We start from the raw sequence: 17,216 nt of genomic DNA, 5'->3' as shown, positions 1-17,216 counted from the left end.
TGTCAATTTTCTAACAAAGGATGGAGACTATGCGAGCACTCTTCGGCACCGCGACACACCTTGCCTGCGCCCTGGCATGCGCCCTTTCCGCATCGGTGGTTTCGTTCAGCGCGCTGGCGCAGAACTGGCCAGCCTCGACCGTTACGGTGGTGGTGCCGTGGCCGCCCGGCGGCCCATCCGACATCGCGGCGCGTCCCCTTGCCAAGGGATTGACCCAGGCGCTGGGCCAGTCCTTCGTGATCGACAACCGGGCCGGTGGCGGCGGCAACATCGGCACCGCCGCCGTCACCCGCGCCAAGCCGGACGGCTACACCCTCCTGATCACGTCGAGTGCGCCGATCGTCATCAATCCCAGCCTGTACCGCAACATGAGCTTCGATCCGCTCAAGGACCTGGCGCCGGTGACGAACCTGCTGCGCGTGCCGCTGGTGCTGGTGGCCCACCCTTCGGTGCCGGCCAAGAACCTGAAGGAGCTGATGGCCCATATCCAGGCGAAGAAAGGCCAGTTTTCCTATGGTTCCTCGGGCAACGGCACGCCGCAGCACCTGACCAGCGAACTGTTTGCCAGCGTCACCAAGCTGGAAATGACCCACGTGCCCTACAAGGGTTCGGCGCCGGCCATCTCCGACCTGCTGGGCGGGCATATCCCGATGATGTTCGACAGCACCATCGCGATCATGCCCCACATTAAGAGCGGCAAGGTGAAGGCGATCGCCATCTCGAGCGCCAAGCGCTCGCCGCTGCTGCCGGACGTGCCGACCTTTGCCGAGGCCGGCCTGCCGCAGATCGAGTCGTATGCCTGGTACGGCTTCTTTGCTCCGGCCAAGACACCCAAGCCGGTGCTGGCGAAGATCAATGCCGAGGCGATCAAGGTGATGAAGGGACCCGAGTTCCAGAAGGTGCTGGCCGATACCGGTTCCGATTTCGTGGGCGACACGCCGGAGAACTTCGCAAAGTTCGTGCAGGCCGAACACGCACGCTGGTCGAAAGTCGTGAAGCAGAGCGGCGCCACGGTGGACTGACACCGCCCACCGCTACCCACAGGAAGCAAAACGCCACCGCGCAAGACGGTGGCGTTGTTTTTTTTACCAGCTGGTCAAATCAGGCCCGCGGACGCTGCTTGTGGAAGACCAGCGGGCTGTAGGGCACGGCCGAAGGCGGCGGCTGCTTCAGGATGTTGTCCTTCATCGCACCTACTACATGCATCTCGCAGGGCTTGCAGTCGAAGCGCAGGGTGTAGCGTTCGTTGCCGCTGACCAGGGTCATCGGCTCGGCCCGCACCTGGCCCTGCACGCCTTGCACGCCCTTGGCCTGCTTCGGGCACAGGTTGAAGGAAAAGCGCAGGCAGTGCTTGGTGATCATCAAGGACACCTCGCCCGGCTCTTCGTGCGCCTCGTAGGCCGCATCGATCAGTTGCACACCGTGCTTGTGGTAGAAGGCACGCGCCTTCTCGTTGTAGACGTTGGCCAGGTAGCTCAGCTGCTGCTCCGGATAGATGGCCGGCGGCTCGCTTGCCGGCTTGCGCTCCGGGCGCGCCCAGGCGGCCAGGCGTGCGGCCTCGTGGGCGGCGACGGCGTCGCGGCGCAGGGCGTTGATGGCGCTCGCTGCCACGAACCAGGGCTGCGACAGCTGCAGCTCCACCTCGCCGGCCTCGAACATCGTGTTGCCGAGCTTGGCGATATTCGCGCGCAGCGAGGCTTCCGCCTGCGCCGCCTGCTGGGCCGGCTGTAGGGCGATCGCCGCGCGCGTCACGGTCTCGATGCCGTCCTCGTCATGGATGGTCAGCACCAGGCCGTCCGGCACTTCGGCCAGCAGCAGGTCAGCGCGCACCTTGCGCTCCGAGGATTTCTTGGTCAGCGCCGACTCCCACTGGTGGTCGCGGTTGCGGTGCACGATGGTGCCGACCTTCAGGCCGGCCAGGCTCTTGACCACTTCGTTCGGGAACACGCGCCAGTGCTGGCTGTCCTCGTCCTCGCCCAGTTTTTGCGCCGTATTCGCCTGGATGCCGACCGTCTCGCGCTTGTTCATGTAGTTCAGGCCGTCGCCATTGGCCATCGGCGCGTTGGTGGCCAGCTCGATGAAGTCCGGGCCGATGCGGGTGACCGTGCCCAGCTCGACGCCGATGTACTTGGGCGAATCGAAGGCGCCGATGTCGTCCTGGCGGCCCAGCGCGAAATAATCGGTGTGGCCGCGGTGGAAGTTCTTGTCGACGTCGGGCGTGAACAGCACGCGGGTCGAACCGCTCGACGCGCGCGCGAATTCCGGACGGCGCTCGAGCAGTTCGTCCAGCAGCAGGCGGTAGTGGGCCGTGATGTTCTTCACGTAGCCCATGTCCTTGTAGCGGCCCTCGATCTTGAACGAACGGATGCCGGCGTCGACCAGGGCTTCCAGGTTGCGGCTCTGGTCGTTGTCCTTCATCGACAGCAGGTGCTTTTCGTAGGCCACCACGCGGCCCTGGCCGTCGCTCAGGGTGTAGGGCAGGCGGCAGGCCTGCGAGCAGTCGCCGCGGTTGGCGCTGCGCCCGGTGTCTGCGTGCGAGATATAGCACTGGCCCGAGAACGCCACGCACAGGGCGCCATGCACGAAGTACTCGAGCGGCGTATCGACTTCGGCCTTGATCTTGCGGATCTGCTCGACGGTGAGTTCGCGCGCCAGCACCAGCTGCGAAAAGCCGACCTCGCCCAGGAACTTCGCTTTTTCCACCGTGCGGATGTCGCACTGGGTCGACGCGTGCAGCTGGATCGGCGGCAGGTCCAGTTCCAGCAATCCCATGTCCTGGATGATCAGGGCATCCACGCCCGCTTCGTACAGCTGCCAGATCTGCTGGCGGGCCAGTTCCAGTTCGCTGTCGTGCATGATCGTGTTCATGGTCACGAAGATGCGCGCGTGGTAGCGGTGGGCAAAGGCGGTCAGGGCCGCGATGTCTTCCAGCGGATTGCTGGCATTGTGGCGCGCGCCGAAGGCGGGGCCGCCGATGTACACCGCGTCGGCGCCGTGCAGGATGGCCTCGCGGCCGATCTCGGCGGTTTTGGCGGGCGACAGCAATTCAAGCTGGTGGTTGAGCAGTGACATGGCGAAATCCTGGGTGCGAAGGGCGAGATTATAGCCAGATGGCGGCCCGAAGTCATTCGCCTTCGCGCGTGCATGGCCGGGGCGCGGTGTTGGGCCACCCCGGTCATGCCAGGATCACATCAGAACAGCCACAGGCCCTGGCCGGCGAACTGGGCGTTCGCGACCTCGCCGTTCTGCAGCCAGTTGCCGATCAGCTCGGCACGGTCGTGGGTGGCCAGGTAGGCCTCCCAGTAGGCCGTGCCGCCTGCGGCCGCCGCGTCCAGGCCCGCATTGTCGAACAGCGCCTTGACGAAGGCGGCGTCGTCGGTGCCCGCGTAGCGCGCCTTGAACTCCGCCGTGCCGGTGAAGTCGCGCACCAGCTGGGCGCCGTCGGCGCCGCGTCCCATCCACCACTGCAGGCCGGCGCGGTCGCCGGCGCGGTCGAACAGCGCCTGGTACAACAAGCCCAGCTGGGTCAGCTGCGCCATCTGGGCGGAATTGCCCTGCAGGAAGCCGAGGTCGATGGTGCCGTCGCTGAACTCGGCCAGTTCAATGCCGGACAGCTGGTCGACGTCGTTGCCGACCACGTTCGCTACCTTCAGCTGGCCTGCGCGATCGATCACGAAGCGGTAGTCGCGCATGCTGCCGGCGTAGACGGCGGTATCGACGCCGTCGCCGCCCACCAGCAGGTCGCTGCCGGCGCCGCCTTCGAGCCGGTCGTCGCCGCTGCCGGCGATCCAGCCGTGCTCGCGGCCGACGCGCCCAAGGCCGATCAGGTAGCCGTCCGCGGTATGCCAGGCCTGGCGGTGTTCAAGGCTCTGGGCCAGGGCTTGCAGCAACTCGGCCCGGCCCAGTGCCGGCGCGCCTGCGGCGCCCGCCAGCTGCGCAGTCCAGAACGCCAGCCCGCCGCTGTCGGCCGGGCGGCCGAAGGCGTTCTGGTACAGCGCCTGGACGAAGGCGGCGTCGGACAGCTCGGCGCCGGCGCCATCCTTCCACTCGGCGGACCGCAGCAGCTGCCCGGCCACGGTGCCCAGGTCGGTGCCGGCCCAGTAGGCTAGCCCTTCCAGGTCGGGGGCACGGCCGAAGGCCGCGTGGTACAGCAGCGACAGGCCCGACAGCCCCGCCTTGTCGGCGGCGAGGAAGGACAGTCCCTTCGCCGCGCCGTCCAGTTCGCCCAGCGTCAGGCGCTCGTGCTGGCCGGGCGCGAACAGCGCCGTCTCGTGGCGCGCCTGCAGGACACCGGCATCGTCCAGGTAGAACTGCCAGCCGCCCATGCTGCTGCGTCCGCCCTGCAGGACGTCGTCGCCGGCGCCGCCCGCAAGGCGGTCGTTGCCGATGCCGCCAACCACGACGTCGTCGCCGTCGCCGCCGTCCAGCACGTCGTTGCCACCGGCGCTGCCGATGATGTCGTTGCCGCCGCCGCCGAGCAGGATGTCGTCCTCGGCGCCCAGGAAGATGTTCTGGCTGGCGCCGTCGCCCACCACGTGGTTGCGGCCTTCGCCGCCACGCAGGGTAAGCGCGCCGATGACCGCCGCGAAGTCCACGTTATTCAGGTGCAGCGTGGTGCCGGCCGGCAGTCCGGTGGCGTCCACCACCAGGCCGATCGCGGTCTGGCCCGCGCCGGGAGCGCCGCGCGCGCCGCTGTTGAGCAGGATGTCCGGCGGCGTGCCCATGCCTGGCGCGGCCGACAGCACCAGGGTGCTGGACTGCAGCAGGGTGTCGGGCGCCAGGCTGGACAGGAAATCGCGGCCTTGCCCGGCCAGGTCCTGGCGGGCGCCGGCATCGGCAGCGGTATGCTGCTCGATGCGGCGGATCAGGTCGACCAGCGCCTGTCCGTTGTCGAGCAGGCCCGACGCTCCCTCGGCACGCATGCCGGTTCCGACCGGCAGGCTGAGCAGCAGATCGGTGCGCGGCCCGGATGCGCCGCCCAGGCCGAGCGGAATGTCGGCCAGGCCGCCATGCGGGGATGCCGGATCGTCTGCGCGGGCCGGCGTCACGATGGGAACCGTGATGACGGTGCCGGACAGGCCGGTGGCGGGATCGACCGGTCCGGTCTGGACGGTGACCGGGACGCCGTCCACGGTGCCGGTGACCGGCGGCTCCACCTGCGGCGTGGTGACGGTATTGACCGCGAAGGCCGGCGAGGCCACGCTGCCAGCGCCGGCATTGCCGGCCGTGTCGCGCACGCCGCCGAGGTCGAGGCTGATGTGGTTGACGGGTGCGCTGGTCTGCGCGGCCGGGGTGAACACCGCGCTCCAGGTGCGTCCGCCGTCGGCGCTCGAGAAGGCACCGAGGCTGCCGCCCGTGGCCTGCACGGCCGCCTGGTCGAAGCCGCTCACCGGCTCGCTGAAGGCGATGGTCACCTGCGCGCTTTCGCCCGCCGCCAGCGCGGTGTCCGAGATGCTCACGGTGGCGGTCGGCGCCTGCGTGTCGATGGTGTAGCTGGCCCCGGCGACGGTGCCGCTGCCGGCATTGCCGGCCAGGTTGCGAATGCCGCCCAGGTCGAGACTCACGGTGTTGCCCGCCACGCTGGTACCGGCCAGCGGGGCCAGGGCCACGGTCCAGGTCACGCCGCCGTCGCTGCTGGCCAGGCCGGAAAGGACGGCGTTCGGCGCGCTCAGGCGGTCGAGCGTGAGGCCGGTGACCGCTTCGTCGAACACGATGGTGACGACCGCTGTCTCGCCGCTGGCCAGCATGCTGTCGGAAATGGCGATCGGCGCGGCCAGCCCCGGTCCGATGGTATTCACCGCGTATGCCGGGCTGCTGGCCACGCCGCTGCCCGTGTTGCCGGCCAGGTCGGTGATGCCCGCGTAGTCGAGCGTCAGTACATTGCCGCTGCTGCGCGCGCCGGCGTGCGGCACCAGCAGCGCGGTCCAGGTAAGGCCGCCGTCGGCCGACGCCAGGCCCAGCAGCGTGCCATCCGGCACGCGCACGTCCTCGGTGGTGAAGCCGCTCACCGCCTCGGTGAAGCTGAAGCTGACCGTGGCGTGCTCGCCGCTCTTGAGTGTGGTCTGCGAGAAGCGGATGGGCGCGGCCAGGGTCGGCCGCGCGCTGTCCACCGCATAGCTGACGCTGGTGGCGCTGCCGGCGCCCGCGTTGCCGGCCAGGTCGGTGATCCCGCCCAGGTCCAGCGTGAGCACGTTGGCGGCGCTGCTGGCGCCGGCGGCCGGCGCCAGGGTCGCGCTCCAGCTGATGCCGCCGTCGTGCGAAGCCAGGTTCGTCAGGACGCCGTTCGGTACGCTGACGTCGTCCACGGTGAAGCCGCTGACCGCCTCGGTGAAGACGAAGCGGACAGTGGCTGTGTCGCCAGCCTTGAGCGCCGTGTCGGAAATCGTGATCGCCGCGGCCAGGGCCGGGCCCTGGGTATCGACGGCATAGACGGGGCTGCTGGCGATGCCGCTGCCGGCATTGCCGGCAAGGTCGGCCAGGCCGCCCAGGTCCAGGCTGAGCACGCCGCTGCCGCTGGCGCCGGCGGCAGGCAACAGGGTGGCGCTCCAGGTGATGCCGCCATCGCTCGAGGCCAGGTTCGCCAGGCTGCCGTTCGCGACGCTGACGTCGGCTTCGGTGAAGCCCGTGACGGCTTCGGCAAAGACAAAGCTGACGGTGGCCGTCTCGCCGGCCTTCAGCGTGGTGCTGGACAGCGCGATCGCCGCGGCGAGCGCCGGGCGCTGGGTGTCGACCGCGTAGCTGGCGCTGCTGGCGGTGCCGCTGCCGGCGTTGCCGGCCAGGTCGCTGAGGCCGGCCAGGTCGAGGGTCAGCACATTGCCGCTGCTGGTGGCACCGGCGGTGGGAGTGAACGTGGCGCTCCAGGTGATACCGCCATCGCTTGAACTCAGGCCGGACAGGCTGCCGTCCGGCACGCTCACGTCGTCCGCGGTGAAGCCGCTGACCGCCTTGGTGAAGACGAAGCCGACGGTGGCGCTGTCACCGATCCGCAGCGCCGTGTGCGAGATCGAGATCGGCGCGGCCAGCTGCGGCGCCGCGGTATCGACGGCATAGTTCGCGCTGCTGGCCGTTCCGCTACCTGGATTGCCGGCGAGGTCGGTCAGGCCCGAGTAATCGAGCGTGAGGACATTGCTGGCGTCGATGACGCCGCTGTCCGGGGTAAGGCTGGCGGTCCAGGTGATGCCGTCGACGGAAGACAGGCCGGACAGCGTACCGTTGGGCACGGTCACGTCCGCCGTCGTGAAACCGGTCACCGCTTCGGTGAAGGTGAAGCTCACGGTGGCGCTGTCGCCGCTCTTGAGCGCGGTATCGGAGATGGCGATGGCGGCGGCCAGGGCCGGCCGGACGGTGTCGACCGCATAGTTGACGCTGTCGACGCTGCCACTGCCCACGTTGCCCGCCAGGGTGGCGATCCCGCCCAGGTCGAGACGCAGCACATTGGCGGCAGCGCTGGCGCCGGCGGTGGGCGTCAGGGTGGCGGTCCAGCTGACGCCGCCGTCGCCCGAGGACAGCCCGGACAGGGTGCCGTTCGATACGCTCACGTCGCCGACGCTAAAGCCGGTGACCGGCTCGGTGAACACGAAGCTCACCGTGGCGCTGTCGCCGATCTTGAGCGCGGTATCGGAGATCGCGATCGGCGCGGCCAGCGTCGGCACTGTGGTCCGGACAGCATAGCCGGGGCTGGCGACGCTGCCGGCGCCCGCGTTGCCGGCCAGGTCGGCAATGCCGGCATAGTTCAGGACCAGCACATTGGAAGCGGCGTCGACCCCGGCGGCCGGGGTGAGGGTCGCGGTCCAGGTCAGGCCGCCGTCGGCCGAGTTCAGGTTCGAAAGCGTGGCGTTGGGCGCGGCCACGTCGGCAGTGGTAAAGCCGGTTACCGGCTCGGTGAACGTGAAGGTGACGGTGGCGCTCTCCCCGACTGTCAGGCTGGTATCGGAGAGCGCGATGCCGACAGCCAGGGCGGGACGCACGGTATCCACAACGTAATTGCCGCTGCCGACGCTGCCGCTGCCGGCGTTGCCTGCGAGGTCGGTCATGCCGGTGTAGTCGAGCTGCAACACATTACTGGCGTCGCTGGTGCCGGCGGCTGGGGTCAGGGTGGCGGTCCAGGTAATGCCGCCGTCGCTCGAGCTCAGGCCGGCAAGTGTCGCATTCGGCACGCTCACGTCGGCCACGGTAAAACCGGTCACGGCCTCGGTGAAGGTGAAGGTCACGGTGGCAGTGTCGCCGATCTTGAGCGCCGTGTCCGAGATGGCGATGGCGGCGGCCAGGCTCGGTCGCGTGGTATCGACGGCGTAGTTGCCGCTGTCGGCGCTGCCGCTGCCGGCGTTGCCGGCCAGGTCGGCGATGCCGGCGTAGTTCAGGGTCAGCACATTGGCCTGGGCGCTGGCGCCGGCGGCGGGCGTGAGGGTGGCGGTCCAGGTGCGGCCGCCGTCGCTCGAGCTCAGGTTCGTGAGCGACGCGTTGGGCACCGTGACGTCGCCGCTGGTGAAGCCGGTGACCGCTTCGGTGAAGACAATGGTGACGGTGGCGGTCTCGCCGATCCTGAGTGCGGTGTCGGACAACGCAATCGCGCCGGCGAGCAGCGGTGCGCTTTGGTCGATCGTATAGCTTTGGCCGCCCGTGAAGCCGCCCGATAGCGCCTGGCCATTACCGTTGGCAATGCCGGTCGCGCCGGAATTCAGGTCCAGGCGCAGGCTGCCGTCGCCGCTGATGTTGGCGACGGTGACGGTGTAGGTGCTGCCCGAGCCGCTGACGCCGGCGATGCTGCCGCTCGCCCCACTGCCGCTCAGGGTGAAGTCGCCCGCGTCGACGCCGGTGACGTTCTGCGAGAACGTGACGGTGTAGTCGACGCTGGTGGCCTTGGTGAGCGCCTGGCCCACCCGCTCGATGGCGAGCACGCTCGGTGCCAGCGCCGCCACGAGCACGCCGCTCGTGGGCGCGACGCCATTGAGCGCCAGGGCCGCGGCATTGCCAACCGCGTCGCGGATCGTGGCGCCGTTGAGCGAGATGCCGGCGCCCGGGGCGACGCCATTGCTGTCGGCATTGCCGGCGCCGATGGTATAGCTGAAGCGCAGGGCGGTGGTGCCGGAACCGCTGGCATAGGCGGCCTGGACCACGCCGCCGGTGTCGAGGCTCAGGTTGATCACGGGCGTGCCGCCGCTGGTGTCGACCACGACCGCTTCATTGAAATTGACGGTGAAGACCAGCTCCTCTCCCAGGCCATAGGTGCGGGACGCCGGCACCGACACCGCGCTGACCGCCGGCGCCGTATGGTCGAAGACGATGGTCTGGCCGCCGGTAAAGCCGCCGGAGGCGTTGCCGGCGACGTCGATGATGCCGGTGCCGCTGCTCTTGAGGTCGAGGCGCATGCTGCCGTCGCCGCTGATGCCGTTCACGTTGACGGTATAGGTGCTTCCGCTGCCGCTGACCGAAGCGATGGTGCCGGAGGCCGAGCCGGTGGGGGTCAGCTGGAAGTCGCCCGCATCGACGCCGCTCACGCTGCTGTCGAAGGTCACGATGTAGCTGGCGGTCGTGGCGCTGCTGATGGCCGGGCCAACCCGCGTGATTGCGCTCACCGCGGGCGCTAGCGTATCGAAGCTCAGCGCCGGCGTGGAGGCGCCGCCGCCTCCATTGCCCGCCGCGTCGACATAGCTGCCGGCGCTGACGGTGATGCTGGCGCTGCCGTTGTTGACGCCGCTGGTGGGGGTGAAGGTGGCGGTGCGGGTGGTGCCGCTGCCGGAGATGGCGCTCAGCGTGCCGCCGCTCACGCTGACGTCGCCGCTGCTGCCGTTCCAGGTGAAGCTCGCGCCCGGATCTTCGCTGAAGGTGAAGGTGATGGTCGCGGTTTCGCCGGCCTTGAGGGTGCTCCGGTTGCTGGTGATCGCCAGCGTGGGCGCGCTGCGGTCGAGGGTCAGGTTGACGCCGGCAGTGGCGGCGCTGGTCTGGGTGGCGTCGGCCGACTGCACCTGGGCGTAGGCCCGGTAGGCGCCATCGGCCAGGCCGGCGACGCTGATGCCGTTGACCGTCCAGTTGCCATTCGTGACCGTGGCCGTATTGCTCGGGTCGATGCCGGCATCGTAGACGCCGTTGCCGTTCCGGTCGACGAAGACGCGCACCGTGCTGCTGGTGTCGGCGTCGCCGCTGGTGCCGCTGAAGGACAGGGTGCTGGCATTGGTGAGCTTGTCGGTGTTGCTGTTGCCACTGTCGCTGGCGGGCGCAAGGTCGGGCGCGCCTGGCGCGGCCGGCATGACGTTGACCGTGATGGTGCGGGTGGCGGTGCCGCTGGCGTCGCTCACCTGTACCGTGAAGCTGTCGCTGCCGGCGAAGCCGGCCAGCGGCGTGTACGTCAGGATGCCTCCGGGCGCGATGCTGCCGCTGCCGCTTGTGGCCGTGGCGCCGCTCAGCGTCAGGTTGCCGTGGCTGGGTGCGGCCGACTGCGTCCAGGTCAGGGCCTGGTCGGGATCGGCGTCGGCGACGCGCAACAGGCTCTTGATGTCGGTGGCGGCCGCGTTCTGGGCCAGGGACAACACCGTGCCGCCCGGGAGGAACACCGGGTTGTCGTTCACCGACTGCGACACGACGGTGGTCACGCTGTTGGTGGCGGCCGGGGCCACGCCGTCGCTGATGCTGATGGTGAAGGTGGTCGTCTCCGTCAAGCCGGGCTTCACGCGGTTCTGTGCCGGCTGGTAGGACAGGGTGCGCACGGCCGCCTGGATCGCGGACGGCGAGGCGGGCGCGTGGACGTAGGTCAGGCCGCCGTCGACGGTGCTGAAACCCGACGCGGCCAGGGAAGACGGCGTGAACGCGCCCTTGGCCGCGGAATCGAGCCTGATGGTGACGGTCTCGGTGGCACCGGCATCCGGGTCGGTGAACACGATACCGATGAACGGCAGGATGGCCCCGGTGTCGGCGACGGGCTGGTTGGGCGTCGCGCCGCTGATGGTGGGCGCCGTATTATTGGAAACGGGCGCGGTCGACCCGCTGCCGATGGTGAAATTGGTGAAGATGAGGCTGTTGGGTGCATCGTCCGCATCCCCGGTGAAGTAGATGCGGAAGGAATCGATCAGCAGATCGGTATTGGCGCCCAGCACGATCCCGTATTGCGGGTCCATGTTCGGACTATCCACGCCGGTGGTGATGTACTGTCGCTGTCCGTTCGCCAGTCCTTCCACGCGGATGTTGGAAAAGTTGTTGGCGCTGACGGCACTGTACGTGAGGTCTCCGGCGTTGATCCCCAGCAGCTTGAAACTGCCTCCTTCTTGATTGACCAGCTTGACCTCGATGTAGGCGGTGAAGCCTCCCATCGGGTTGTATTCCGCGATGTAGACGCCGTCCCCGTCGCTGAAGACGTTCGAGCCCTGGTTGCCGCCGATGGCACCGGTCACCTGGAAGAAACCGTTCTGCATGACGCCGGTGAACTCGTCATAGCCGTCGAAGGTTTGCACCCCGCTGGGAAAGGGCGCCAGCAAGCCGTCGAAGGCGGCGGCGCCGGCCGCGTCCAACAGCGGCGACGCTTCGACCGCGCCATGGGCGGCTTCCAGGGTCCAGTTGCCGCCGCGGGCAGCAGCCCCGGTGGGGTCGGTGGATGCCGCCACGTCGGCCCCGGTGGCCTGCGCCAGCATCGCCAGGAAGCCGGCGCCGGCGGCGCCCGCACCGACATCGCAGCCATACAGGAGGATGTCCGCCTGCGGCGCCAGGGCGGCACCGATGCGCGCCAGGTCGGCGGCACGCGCCGCCAGCGTCTCCGCGTCCAGCGCCAGGGTACCGAGCGACAGCACGCCCGGCCTGCCGTGTGAAATGAGGTGCAGCGCGTCGATGCTGCTCCGCCCATCCAGGACTTCGGCCATGCGCGTCAGGCCGTCCTCTCCCGCTGCCATCAGGTGAACTTCGGTCCCGGCCGACAGCCCGGCCAGCAGCGTCTGGTAGCCCTCCACCGACGTATCGACGAAAACGATGGCATGTGCACCCGGGCCGGAAGGCGCCGTGTCGAGTTCGGATGCTGGGGCGGGGGAGGAAGCTGGCAAGGTCATGGGCGGGGAAGATGGTCAGGGTTCATGTCGGACGGGCCGGCGCAATGCAACTGGAGCGCGCAGCGCGGGTCGTGGCAGCTCGATTTGTGGCGCGCATGTTGATCCACCACAAATAGAATTGCACGATTCTAACTATTTTTCTGTCCGGAAAGAACAAAATTTGATGATCTCGCCAGATGCAGAACAGCGTTGCGCAACACGGCCCGGCGCCGGGGACGGCCGCCGACTGCGCGAGCACGATGGACGTGATGGACGTGATTGTGTGCCGGAGGCGATGCAGGAGCGGCGCAGCGTTGGCTGGCGCGGCCGCTGCGGAACTCAGTCGTTCCTGGGGAAGCGGCGCCGCTCGATGCGGCGCCGCCGTTCGGGCTGGTCGATGACGCGCAGCAGGATTTCGCGCGGAATGCGGCAGTTGTCGAGGTAGTCGAGGGCGAAGCGCAGGCCGCGGGTCTCCGCCAGGAAAAAGGCGTACTCGGCAGTTACTGCGGTCTCGTCATCGCGTCGTCGTTGGGGCATGATCGCTCTCTGCGGAAAAGGCGCTGGCGCCCGGTTTCCCGCGTGTCGGGATGGCGGCCCGCTGTTCCGCCTGTTGTCAATATTATATCTGCTGGCGGCAGCGACGCGATCGAATATGTTAGCGTGTGTTACAGGGCGGCCACGACAGCCGTCGGCGCCGCCCGGTTTGGCTGGGGAGGATATTACTGGCGCAGCAGGCGGCGGATCGTACCCGCCAGGTCTTCGGCCGAGAACTTCGCGACGTAGGCATCGGCCTGCACGTTCCTGACGTGTTCCTCGTTGGTGGTACCCGACAGCGAGGAGTGGATCACCACCGGCATGCCGGCGAAGCGCGCGCTCTTCTTGATGTTGCGGGTGAGCGTGAATCCGTCCATCTCCGGCATTTCGAGGTCGGTCAGCACCAGCGCGACCTTGTCGTGCACGGTCTTGCCTTCGGCCTCGGCGGTGTTGGCGATGCTGTTGAGCTGGTCCCAGGCTTCCTTGCCGCTCTTGGCCATGATGAAGGGCAGGCCCATTGCTTCCAGGCCCTGTTCGATCAGGGCGCGCGCCACCAGCGAGTCGTCGGCGGCCAGCACCACCGAGCCCGGCTTGATCTGGATCTTGGCGCCGACTGTCTGCTCGTTGATTTCCGGACCGGACTCCGGGTTCATGTTGCGCAGGATGGTTTCGACGTCGAGCACCTGGGCCAGCGGCCCCGGCTCGCCATTCTCGCCCGGCAGGCGCGCGATGCTGGTCACCATTCCGCTGCCGGCGGTGCGCTCGGCCGACATCACCTGGTTCCAGTCCAGGCGCACGATGTCTTCCACGCTCTCCACGGCGAAGCCCTGGGTGGTGCGGGCGAATTCGGTCACCAGCATGATGTTCAGGCCCGTCTTCGGCTTGACACCGGCGATGGCGGGCAGGTCAAGCACCTGGATGATCTGGCCGCGCAGGTTGACCACGCCCAGCACATGGGGCATCGATCCGGCGACGGCGGTGATCTCGGGCATGGCCACGATCTCACGGATCTTGAACACATTGATGCCGAACAGTTCGCTGCGTTCGCCCGTCTCGTCGCCGCCGAGGCGGAACAGCAGGAGCTCGAACTTGTTGTTGCTGGTGAGGTTACTGCGCTCGTCGACTTCTTGTTGAACCGATTTCATATCTGCCGTTATGGATGCAAAGTGAAAGAATCATGCCTACGGGAAAGCATTTTACGTGCGATCCATCGCAAAACGTAAAGACTCCATGAAAACCCTGCGATTTCTCAGCCGCAAGCGCTGGAAAACAACAAATTGTGGCAGCGCCCGCGTCTGTAATTAACGCAGGGCGTCGCTGGCGGCGACCGCGGGCGGCGCCGCGGTGCGCACCGCGCCGCTGCGGTCAGGCGCCACGAAGGCCAGGCCTTCCTCGAAGGAGCGCAGGATCATGTCGACGTAGGCTTCCACCAGCGCGCGCTTGGGCAGTTGCTCGTCGTAGGGCAGCAGCACGGTCACCATCAGGGCTTCCGGCAGATCCGCACGCAGTTCGGCCACGGCGGTGCGCCAGGCCTCGAAGTTGTCCTGGCGCGGATAGGTAATGAACACGGTCGACACCAGCTCGGCGCCGGTATCGGGGCGCGCCAGCGGTGCACCGATCACCAGGCTGCGCGCATCGACGTCGCCTTCGCGCAGGGCGCGCACCAGCAGCTCGGTCAGGAACTCGTCGCGCTCGGACGGCAGACCGGCGCACAGCACGATCGAGCCGACCGGTACGTCGAGCGAGCCCTGCCAGCGGCCGAAACGCGCCTCGCGCATCTGGCGCAGATGGGCGCCGATATTCGCATCCAGCAGCGGCACGGCCTTGCGCCGTCCGCGCGCGCTGCTGTCGGCCGCGCTCGCCACCGTGTCGGCGATGTTCGCGATCACTTGGCGCATCCGCGCTTCCTGAGCCTTGTCGATGGCCCCGGTGCCAAGGTCGGACACCGCCATGCGCAGGCCGGGCAGCAGCACGTGGTCGCAATAGCGCGCGAAACTGTAGCGGCGCACGTAGGTGCGCGCATCCTTGGTTAGTTCGTCGGCCTCGCCGGCCAGCACGCGCTGGTGGAAGCGCTCGGCGTCCGACATGTTGGGCGCGTCGCCAAGCAGGATGGTGATCGGCGCCAGCGCGCGCAGGTGGCGTCCGGCCACCACCAGGCACAGGGTAAGCGGGGTGGACAGCAGCAGGCCGACCGGCCCCCACAGCGCGCCCCAGAACAGGGCCGAGACGATCACCGCCAGCGGCGACAGCCCGGAGCTGTGCCCGTAGACTTTCGGCTCGATGAAGTTGGCCAGCACCAGCTCGAAGGCGAGGAACAGGCTCATGCAGGTAAGCGCCAGCGTCCAGCCAGGGTCGATCGCGGCCACGAACACGGCGATGATGGCGCCCGCCAGCAGCACGCCCAGGTAGGGCACGAAGCGCAGCACCCCGCTCAGCACGCCCCACAGCACGGCGTGCGGCACCCCGGCCAGCCACAGCGACAGTCCGATCACCAGCCCGAAGGCGCTGTTCACGATGAACTGCGAAAAGAAAAAGCGCGACACGCCCTGGGCGGCGTCGCCCAGCGTGCGGATGGTGCGGCTGACCTCGGCCTGGCCGGCCAGGCGTACCAGGCGGTCGCGCAGCGACCCCTGTTCGAGCAGGATGAAGACCAGCAGGATCAGCACCACGCCGGCCTCGCCGAGCGGGCCCCAGACCAGGTTGATGACCCGGCCCAGGGTGTCCTTCATGGTCCGCGGCGTGCGCACCTCGACCGGCAGCGGCTGGTTCGGCGTGAGCACCAGGCTGCCGCGCCGGATGCGCGCCGCCTCGGTGGCCGGCGTGGGCGCCACTGCGCTCAGTTCGGCTTCGAGGCGGGTGATCGGGCGTTCCACCACTTCGCGCACCTTGGCCACCTTGGTCTTGATCGCGGCCCGGTACTGCGGCAGGTCGCGGGTGATGGTCACCAGCTGGTCGAACAGCACCGCGCCGACCCCGCCCACGCAGGTGGCGACCAGGGCCACCGACAGCAGCACCGCGGGCATGCGCGCGAGCCCGGCCCGGGTCATGCTGCGCACCAGGGGCGCCAGCACCAGGCTCAGGATCATGGCCAGCGCGAGCGGCTCGAGTACTTCACGTCCGAAATACAGCAGGGCGACGACGCAGGTGGCGCTGACGACGGTGTTGGCCGTCAGGCGCAGGGAAGGGGGCAGGGCGTTCATGCAGGCTGTCGTGGGCTCGGCGGATGGAAACTGGGTATGTATAAAGGAAAACGCCGGCTTCGCCAAGTGATGGATAAGGTGGCTTGCTCCCGCGGTGGACCATCAACGCATCAGGGAGGCAGACGGTGTACCAAAAACTTGTACTCGAAGACATTTCATTAAATATGGGTGGAGCGCCGTCGCACCCGATGCATACCCGATTCCTGTAGCCGGGGCCGTCGGCCTTGGCTAGAATCGGCGGCATTCGCACATCACCGCCGGGGGCCACCCATGCTCAAGCTGTTCGCCATACCGCTCATTGCCGCCGTATTCGCGGCGCCTGCCATCGCCCAGGAGCCGCCTTCGGTCACGCTGCCGGCCGACGTGGACCAGCTGCTGCGCGCCTACGAACGTGCCTGGGCCGCCAACGATGCCGCCGGGCTGGCCGCGCTGTTCGCGCCGGATGGCTATGCGCTGCCGAGCGGGCAAGCGCCGGCGCGCGGGACCGACAGCATCCGCCGGGCCTATGCCGGTGGTGGCGGACAGCCGACCACCTTGCGCGCGCTCGAGTACCGCGTGTCCGGCGACCTGGCCTACATGGTGGGCGCCTATGGACCGGCGCAGTCGAGGCAGGACTTCGGCAAGTTCGTGCTGGTGCTGCGCCGGGTGGATGGACGCTGGCTGATCGCCGCGGACATCGAGAACGCAAACCAGCGCATGGGACCGCCGCAGCGGCCGCTGGCCAAGCCGCCAGCGCCGGTGCAGGTGCCGGAAGCGGCGGTAGAGCCTGCGGCCTGATGCCAGGCCTGGCAAGAGCTTTTTGTCCGCCCGTGGAAAAACAGGAGTGATCCCGTTGTTGTGTACAGCGATCAGCCAGATTTGGCTTGGATGGCCGAAGTGCGCATAATCTATATTATGTTAAATACGCTGTCTGGATGGGTAGCGCGCAAGCCCTGTTCTTCCGGAGATGCGCGCGCAATCCCTGCAAACCGGGTCACTCCTCGTCCGGATGGCGATACGTCTTGGCGACCTCGATGCGAACCGGCTGTTCCAGGATGACACGCGCCTCGATCGCGGTAATGCGCCGTGCGCGCCGGGCGTTCTCCTTCGGCATTCCACGGAAGTGTTCGTCGGCGACGCCGTTGAAGCGGCACACCTGTGGCGCTCCTTCGGCACAGATGGCGCCACGCCGCGCCAGATAATCCCGGTCGATGCCCTGGCCGGGCTGCAATCCATGTTCGAGCTCGCGCCGCAGGTAGCGGGCAACGCCTTCTTCCGAGGACATGTACATCCCGCGCATGAACGCGAGGATCCGCTCGTCGCCGTTCCCGCGATAAGCGACGCTCACACTCGGAAACCAGTTCACGCAAGCTGCGAGGACCAGGCATGCTGGCAACAACAAGATGATGCGATTCAAGCGCATGAAGGCCTCCGTGAACAGAACGCACGATTGTAGCTCGCCGTGGACGCACGCAATCTATCCGATACTTGCGGC

At 68.1% G+C, this 17,216-nt stretch carries 8 protein-coding genes; 2 read left to right on the top strand and 6 right to left on the bottom strand.

What is annotated here, in order from left to right; genetic code table 11:
- Nucleotides 1-29 precede the first annotated feature (29 nt).
- Nucleotides 30-1,022: a Bug family tripartite tricarboxylate transporter substrate binding protein gene (locus LE190_RS17210; protein ID WP_225239857.1), complete on the top strand. Its 993-nt coding sequence runs from the start codon at nt 30-32 to the stop codon at nt 1,020-1,022.
- 79 nt (nt 1,023-1,101) lie between these two features.
- Here the strand turns inward: LE190_RS17210 and LE190_RS17205 are convergent, their stop codons facing one another.
- The 5 genes from LE190_RS17205 to LE190_RS17185 all read right to left on the bottom strand — a co-directional run bounded on the left by LE190_RS17205 (nt 1,102) and on the right by LE190_RS17185 (nt 15,742).
- Nucleotides 1,102-3,072 carry a peptidase U32 family protein gene (locus tag LE190_RS17205; protein WP_225239856.1) on the bottom strand — a complete coding sequence of 657 codons (1,971 nt, stop codon included), beginning with the start codon at nt 3,070-3,072 and terminating at the stop codon, nt 1,102-1,104.
- A 119-nt stretch (nt 3,073-3,191) separates the two neighbouring features.
- Entirely contained in the window at nt 3,192-12,023 is an 8,832-nt protein-coding gene (locus LE190_RS17200; protein WP_225239855.1) for an Ig-like domain-containing protein, read from the bottom strand.
- Between the two features lie 324 nt (nt 12,024-12,347).
- Nucleotides 12,348-12,545 carry a hypothetical protein gene (locus LE190_RS17195; RefSeq protein ID WP_225239854.1) on the bottom strand — a complete coding sequence of 66 codons (198 nt, stop codon included), beginning with the start codon at nt 12,543-12,545 and terminating at the stop codon, nt 12,348-12,350.
- Nucleotides 12,546-12,727: 182 nt separating this feature from the next.
- Nucleotides 12,728-13,687 (bottom strand): chemotaxis protein, encoded by a 960-nt coding sequence (locus tag LE190_RS17190; RefSeq protein ID WP_225239853.1) that lies wholly within the window; start codon nt 13,685-13,687, stop codon nt 12,728-12,730.
- A 156-nt stretch (nt 13,688-13,843) separates the two neighbouring features.
- Entirely contained in the window at nt 13,844-15,742 is a 1,899-nt protein-coding gene (locus LE190_RS17185) for an AI-2E family transporter (protein ID WP_225239852.1), read from the bottom strand.
- A gap of 270 nt (nt 15,743-16,012) precedes the next feature.
- On the opposite strand from LE190_RS17185, the gene LE190_RS17180 reads away from it, so the two are divergent.
- Nucleotides 16,013-16,519, top strand: a complete 507-nt coding sequence (locus LE190_RS17180; RefSeq protein ID WP_225239851.1) for a YybH family protein — start codon at nt 16,013-16,015, stop codon at nt 16,517-16,519.
- A gap of 196 nt (nt 16,520-16,715) precedes the next feature.
- Here the strand turns inward: LE190_RS17180 and LE190_RS17175 are convergent, their stop codons facing one another.
- Nucleotides 16,716-17,144, bottom strand: a complete 429-nt coding sequence (locus tag LE190_RS17175; RefSeq protein ID WP_225239850.1) for a hypothetical protein — start codon at nt 17,142-17,144, stop codon at nt 16,716-16,718.
- Nucleotides 17,145-17,216 lie beyond the last annotated feature (72 nt).

This window comes from Massilia hydrophila (assembly GCF_020208145.1).
GTDB classification, from domain to species: domain Bacteria; phylum Pseudomonadota; class Gammaproteobacteria; order Burkholderiales; family Burkholderiaceae_D; genus Telluria; species Telluria hydrophila.
This window is presented reverse-complemented; position numbering and strand designations above follow the sequence as displayed.

Coding starts and splice junctions, on each gene's coding strand:
- LE190_RS17210 (WP_225239857.1), top strand. CDS start 30: ATGCGAGCACTCTTCGGCACCGCGACACACCTTGCCTGCGCCCTGGCA.
- LE190_RS17205 (WP_225239856.1), bottom strand. CDS start 3,072: ATGTCACTGCTCAACCACCAGCTTGAATTGCTGTCGCCCGCCAAAACC.
- LE190_RS17195 (WP_225239854.1), bottom strand. CDS start 12,545: ATGCCCCAACGACGACGCGATGACGAGACCGCAGTAACTGCCGAGTAC.
- LE190_RS17190 (WP_225239853.1), bottom strand. CDS start 13,687: ATGAAATCGGTTCAACAAGAAGTCGACGAGCGCAGTAACCTCACCAGC.
- LE190_RS17185 (WP_225239852.1), bottom strand. CDS start 15,742: ATGAACGCCCTGCCCCCTTCCCTGCGCCTGACGGCCAACACCGTCGTC.
- LE190_RS17180 (WP_225239851.1), top strand. CDS start 16,013: ATGCTCAAGCTGTTCGCCATACCGCTCATTGCCGCCGTATTCGCGGCG.
- LE190_RS17175 (WP_225239850.1), bottom strand. CDS start 17,144: ATGCGCTTGAATCGCATCATCTTGTTGTTGCCAGCATGCCTGGTCCTC.